The sequence below is a fragment of the Xylanibacter muris genome (assembly GCF_013166605.1).
Taxonomy (GTDB): domain Bacteria; phylum Bacteroidota; class Bacteroidia; order Bacteroidales; family Bacteroidaceae; genus Prevotella; species Prevotella muris.
Genome location: NZ_JABKKF010000007.1, coordinates 125,306 through 132,478, shown reverse-complemented (window position 1 = coordinate 132,478; position 7,173 = coordinate 125,306). Strand labels below are relative to the sequence as shown.

Genomic DNA, 7,173 nt, shown 5'->3' with positions numbered 1-7,173 from the left:
TAAACATTACAACTATGAAAGAAAAAATTTATTCCGCCATACTTATCATGGCATCGTTAATGTTTATAAACTGCACAAGTGATTTTGAAACAGAAGAGAAGACAAACGCTGAAAAAGCCGCTGAACTACGACTTAAAATATTGGAATTGGCTGAGGACTACGACATCAATGTTAAGCTTGAAGACAAATACGATGGGGGAAATATTGATATAGATATTGAAGACATTGAAGGACTGTTCAAAGCTATTTCCGCTGTAAGAGGAAATTATAAAATGATAGCTTCAAATAATGGAAAAACAAACTCTTTAAAACAAGTACCAAAGAGAAACAATAGGGTGAAAACAAAAAGTAAATCATATGAAACAGGTGAAAACTTCGGTTTCATGTTTACAAACTCAAATGACTCTATTCCAGGAAATCCCTATTTTAAAGTATCTTCATTGAATTGGGAATTTGAATGTTCTTGTATGGCAGATTGGTTTTGCACTGCAGGAGGAAAGATTTTTGATGTCACGTTAACAGCCCAAATAGAACTTTTGCCAGATCTGTCAAAACGTTATATATATATGGGAGAAATGGAATCAGTCAGATATCATTGTAATGATTATGGAAATAATTCATTTGGGTTTTATGGAGATATTGATTATAAAATATCAATACCTGGTTTTGGAGACATTAGTGTTGACTTTACTTTTCATGGCTGGATTGAAGAAGGAGGCAAAAGAGGTTCTATAGACTGGGATGTCATGGATAGTATCGGAACAACACTTCCTGATAATGATTTTGATAACAGTAAATATTTATAGATGAGAAGAAGTATCTGCCTTTTTGTTTTCATTGTGTCATGCCTGGCATTTTACGCATCCGATGAAATACAGAGAATAAAAGATTTCTGTAGGAATATTTCTGTATTCAACCATTACTTCCCGCAGGAAAAAGTATATCTGCACTTTGACAACACAGGATATTTCAAAGGAGAACGGATTTGGTTCAAGGCATACGTGACAAGGGCTGACAACAACCGCCGGACGGACATGAGCAAGGTGCTGTATGTGGAACTGCTCAACCCTATAGGTGATGTCGTGGAGACATGTAAGCTCAACATCAAGGACGGACAGGCGGACGGCTCGATAAGGCTCGACGACATTTTCAACAGCGGATTCTATGAAGTAAGAGCATACACAAGATACATGCTCAACTGGAATGCTAACGGCATTTTCTCGAGGGTTTTCCCCGTGTTCAACGCACCGAAAAAGGAGGGAGAATATAAAAAAGTAATCAATGAGATTGAATACAGGAAACGGCTGCCGGACAACAGGGGGAAGGACGGGACTGAAGAGGAAGAGCCGGACGAAAAGATTAACGTGAGGTTCTATCCCGAGGGAGGACATCTCGTGAATGGAATGAAAAGCAAAGTGGCGTTTGAAGTGTTGTCAAATACCAGGGAAGGCATAGACACAAAAGGAATACTGGAGACATCAAAGGGGACTAAGGAAGTGACAACAATAAGGGAAGGACGCGGAATATTCACATATATTCCAACAGACACAAAGGCAATATTAGTGATTAAGGATGCCGGGGGAAAGGGACACAAGTTCAACCTGCCCCATGCAGAAAAGGAGGGATGCGTGATGAAGGTCAACACCATGGACAATGACAACATTGAGGTGGAACTGACAAGAAGCCCGGGATACGCAAAAAAACTCGGACTCGTGCTGATAAACAATGGAAACGTGGAGGCGTTCAGCATCATCGAGGGAGAAGAGAAAAACACTCTGAGGACTTTCACAAAGAAACAGATGAGCAGCGGAGTGAACCAGATTGCACTCATAGACGGAGAAGGGAACATCGTGGCGGAAAGGATGGTATTCGTATATCCGCAGGAAAACGACATAGACTCTATCGCCATCAGCACTACAACGGAGGGACTTATGCCATGCGGAAATGTGGAGCTGAAAGCCAAGACACGCCCGAACACAACGTTTTCTTTTTCGGTGCGAGACATGGACACTGACGGAAACGGATATACGCAGAACGCCGCGACATGGATGCTGTTGTCGTCCGACCTGAAAGGATATATACACAACGCGGAGTATTATCTCGAGGCCGACGACGAGGAGCACCGCAGAGCAGCCGACCTACTGATGATGGTACAGGGATGGAAAAGATACGACATAAGGATGATGAGCGGGAAAAAACAGTTTGAAAAGAAACACCATATAGAAGACGCCCTATATATAACAGGAAAACTAATCAGCGAAAAGAAAAAGAATACGGTGGACAACGTTAATCTTAAAGCCACATTATACAACAGAGAAGGGGCCTCTTTTTCAGGAGAGACAATAACCGACAAGAACGGATACTATACATTTAAAATGCCGGAGTGTATGGGAGAGTTCACACTGCTCCTGAACACAAAGAAAAATGATAAGGCTGTTAAATACAGGATTGGAATAGACAGGAATTTCTCACCCGGTTCTAAACTGTTGTCACCATACGAGACAAGACAGTCAGACACAAAACCAAAGACACTGAGTATAAAAGAAGATACCCTTTTTGATGATCATATATCAATGGACAAGGGAAACTACCTACTGAAAGAAGTAAAGGTGAAAGGAAGAAAAAGGAAAAGCGCGGGAAGCAGATGGCTGAATGAACACAACGGGGCATACAAGGCTGCCATAAAATATGACTGTACTAAAGCGGCTGACGAGATTCTTGACCGGGGAGAAAGCACACCCACTATATCTGACTGGCTCGCAGAAGTAAATACATTTTTCATAAACGACAAAGACGGAAGAACAACAAGCCCGTCTAAATCTTCTGATAATAAAGTGCAGGGAAACGCAGAAGAGAATAATTCAGACATGCCAAATAAATCAAATAATGATAATGACAACGACAATGAGACAGACAAGTACCAATATGAACAATTTATTGTGGATGGTATCAGATACAAAAACCGGCCTGTTGTATGGATTCTCAATAATCAGATATACGCAATATCCGGACTTACAGAATATGCCGTAAAGAAAATGAGTACAGAATCAATGACAAGTATAGAGTCAGATTGGAGTAATTACACTATGCCTACATGGCTTGAAGATGTAAAATCTGTATATATATCCGAAGATGACAATATATGGAATCACTATATAACTTCAACTTATTTAGGTTTATACCATCCCGTCACAATATTTGTATACGTTCCTTTCACGCGCAAGGTGAAACACAAGGGGCTGAGACAGACAATCTTCTCAGGATATACAAAACCCGAGACTTTCGAAATGCCCGACTACAGCCAAATACCACCGATGCCCGACCACAGAAGAACGCTATACTGGAACCCGAATGTGAGGACAGACAGCAAAGGAAGGGCAAAAATATCATTCTACAACAACTCAACATGCACAAGCTTCGCTGTGTCGGCAGAGGGAATAACTGAGAACGGAAAGCCGGTGGTTTACTGAAAACGATACGGAAGTTTTATGCTTCAACATATATAAAAAACACATGGAGCGGATTTGGCATCTCCGCTCCATGTGTTTTTATAAGCATATTATCCTTAAAGGATCAAATCATAAGTCATTTCTTAACGTATTTCTTACCCTTTTGGATAATCAGGCCTTTACTATTGCCATCGACACGGTTTCCGCTAAGAGTATACTTTGGCTCATCTTTCCTTGAATCCGCTTCTACGCCATTAATACTGTTTCCCTCATTACGCACATATATACGTCCTGTAGTAAGAAGTTCTGATGTATCCCATTTCTGACCAACAGAAGGACGCTCGGGAATTATTGACTTGAAACCGGAACCAGATACCGTCGCCCCTGTCAAATCAAGGATTGAAAAACCTGTGTCATCAGGAATGCTGCCAGCCTCTGTCAAATCAAGGTTGAGAACCGCATCATTAATAACAAAGTTTCCTGTTACCTTCACCTTATTTGTTTTTGTAAGCTTGTTCGTGGCATTATATACAAGAGGAGCACCAATCATACCACCGGCATTTACCGTACATCCTCCGGTAAGCTTCAATGAACTGATGTTGACAAGCGTGTCGCCACCCATTATCATACCGCCATCAAATACGGTCACCTTTCCTGCTACAGTTCCCTTACCTTTAAGAACGGCCTCCTTGGATACCGTAACCGCACCCGTTCCGGAATTTGTGCCGTTTACAATCAGAGTGCCTCCCTTAATGCCGGTAGAGCCTTTGTAAACGTTATTGCCGGTGAGTCGCCATTCTCCTGTACCAACCTTATTTACGTTCACCTTACCACCTCTGTCTGCACTGCTGCAATCCCAGTTATTTATAACACCGTTGAATGTCTCATTAGTATTTGCAGAACCGACATTCCATGTACATGTGAAGTTTGAGGTATTCTTGCTCGAACCGGCAAGATAAGTTCCCTTGTCACCGGCAAGACCTCCCAAAGTCTGATTACCATTAGTTGTCCAGTTACATACCCTTGTATTACCCTTTGTCTCTACAACAAAAGTCGTAAGATCAATGTTATTGTTCTCTATAAGGAACAAAGAGCCTTCCGAATCCTTGCTGTTTACACCGTTTGCTATTATACGGCCTGTAAACTCTGAAAAATTCCCACTGATGCGTTCACGAAGGTAAGGAATGTTCAACTGAAGTGTACCGGAACCTGTAAATTTATTCTTCATATAGCAATTACGGTTAGGAGAGAACTGTGAAATCTCACCTTCAAGAACTTCTATCGGGAAAGAGTATGTCTCATCACCACTGGTCTCGCCCTTTGTCTTCAATTCACCACCGGCAAACACAAGCTTCGAAGAAGAACCTATACCGGCCTTTGAGATAGCTGTAGTACTGAGATACATCGTTCCGCCACGGAGAATTGTCGCCCCCGTATGGGTAAAGAACTTATCTGTAGCAACAGTAAGCTGACCGTTTCCATTGAGAATGAAATTATCATTTCCCTCAAGTGAACCGGTCATTGTAACAACAGTCCCCTTATTCGCAATATTAAACTCTGTCTCGCGGGTAATTTTTGCAGAACGGTTTGTAGATGTCGAACCTCCTGTATATTTGTATGTACCACCGTCGAAAATCCAGTTCTGTGCAAACTCTGTACTTGCACCTATGGCACTCGGCTCACCTCCGTTCTTAAGCGTATTGAACTCGAATGTGCCTTCATGCAATACCGTGGCTCCGGAATATTTGTTGGCAGTGTTCATTGAGAGCACACCGCTACCACCTTTATTTACAGAACCGCTACCGGCAATTGAACCGGTTCCGTTAATGGTGATGTTCCCGTCACCGTTGACAACGACCACTTCCGGAGACACCGTCTCGTTGAGTGTCACTGTTTCATTGTCCACCGGAGCAAAAAGCACCTTCTTACCGTCGGCAAACACATCAGAACCGTTGTTCCATCCTTGCGTGGTAAAATCCCATGAAGCAGCACCTTCTTTCCATGTCAGGTCTGGCTCGTATGCATCAATATCCACCACACCTACTTCTATAGGACGTGTGGTCATCTTCTGTTCTGCCGTATAATCAGAGAATTTGTCTGTTCCGGCAAACGCTCTCATACGGATAAGATAAGGAGTACCCGGTTCAAGATTCTCAATAGTGTATGTCGTCTCTCCCGCACCGGTTCTGTGTATCTCATTCCATTCGCCTCCGTTTTCTTTTTTAAACTCGATGGCAAAGCCGTCTTCCCCGTATGTATAGTCACGCCATTCAATCTTAAGCGATGTTGTCTTGGCTGTGGCAAGCTCTATGCACATAGGCATACGCAGGAAGTAGTCGCGATTCTCTACTGTGATGCTGTTTATATAGTTCTCGATGTTTGCATATCCGTTCTCGGCAATCACCATAGCATCGTTCTTCATCTTGTCCGTGCCGTTTGCATCCTCCCATTCATCAGGCATTCCGTCACCGTCGGTATCCTTGCGGTCATTGCCTTTCCATACATTCCATGTATTCGGTGCACCATAAATAAGGGTTTCCTCATTTGCTATAAGTGCACCTTTCTTACCATACGACATGACCTCATCCACCATGTAACAATCCGCATAATCGCGATAAGGCAATGAAGCACCGACAGTTGGAAGAACTGTCTCAAGAAGCGATTTGCCGGATACTTTCTCAAGTTCGGGATAATCATACGGAGTTGACTGTGGATCCGCAGCGGAATAACGTGTGACTTCTGAAGGATCAAAAACTCCGTCCATATTCTTATCCTGCCAGTTATCATTGCCATAGAAATGGAAGTTTGAGTTTCCTCCGGTAAACGCGTCTCCTCCCTTTGCCGGACCGTTTATAAAGAGATTGCCCTCAATATTACAGAAAGATTCGCCTTCTGAGTCACCCCCCATGATATATGCACCGTTCTGCCAATTGTAAACAATATTGTTCACATATTGGTTTCTACCCTTTATTTTATTGTTACGTGTGCTGTTATCACAATAGAAGTTACGATACAGGGTGATGTAGTCTGTCTGCATCAGTCCACCGGCAGAATGAGGCGTGAGCCCCTGCCCCATTATAGTATTTGATATCGTTATATTCTGCGGTGTTGCACCCTTACCGTCAGGATTGATTGAAAAAGTCTCGTCAAGTCCCCATGATACTGAACAGTGGTCGAATATCATATTCTGCCCGTTGGCAATTCCTGCGGCATCCTTACCGGAATCTCCCTTACGTCCCATACGGAAACGCATGTGACGCACTATTATATTGCTTGCACCGGAAAACGACACTCCGTTTCCATACACGGTAATTCCCTCTCCCGGGGCTGTCTGTCCAGCTACATAGAGATTATTCTTGAAAACAAGTCTGCTCTTAATATTAATAACTCCGGCAACATCAAACACAATAATACGGTTTGGCTGGCTTATGGCATCACGCAATGAGCCTTCACCACTGTCATTAAGATTTGTCACGTGATAAACCGTACCGGTACGCCCTCCGGTAGCAAAGCGTCCCCATCCCTGTGCACCTGGAAATGCCAGTTGCTGTGCAGTTGCAGACAAACAGCTGCTGCCGAGCAGCATACTGAATAATAAAGGTAAATGTTTCTTGTCCATTTTTTGATAAGTTCTTTATTTTCTTTTCAATTATTCTTATTTTAAGTATTGTTATATGACAGTTGCAGCAACAGCAAAACAGATATATACATTTCTTTATATGGT

General features: G+C 42.6%; 3 protein-coding genes. 2 read left to right on the top strand and 1 reads right to left on the bottom strand.

Features of this window, described 5'->3' with window-relative positions:
• Positions 1 to 806 (top strand): hypothetical protein (locus HPS56_RS08705; protein WP_216655781.1); only part of this gene is annotated, 806 nt, incomplete at its 5' end.
• Complete coding sequence (locus tag HPS56_RS08700; RefSeq protein WP_172275759.1) at positions 807 to 3,470, top strand: hypothetical protein; 2,664 nt, start codon at positions 807 to 809, stop codon at positions 3,468 to 3,470. It abuts the gene before it with no gap.
• 115 nt (positions 3,471 to 3,585) lie between these two features.
• Here HPS56_RS08700 and HPS56_RS08695 read toward each other — a convergent pair whose 3' ends face one another.
• Positions 3,586 to 7,068, bottom strand: coding sequence for a fibronectin type III domain-containing protein (locus HPS56_RS08695; RefSeq protein WP_172275758.1), 3,483 nt, complete (start codon positions 7,066 to 7,068; stop codon positions 3,586 to 3,588).
• Between the last annotated feature and the right edge of the window lie 105 nt (positions 7,069 to 7,173).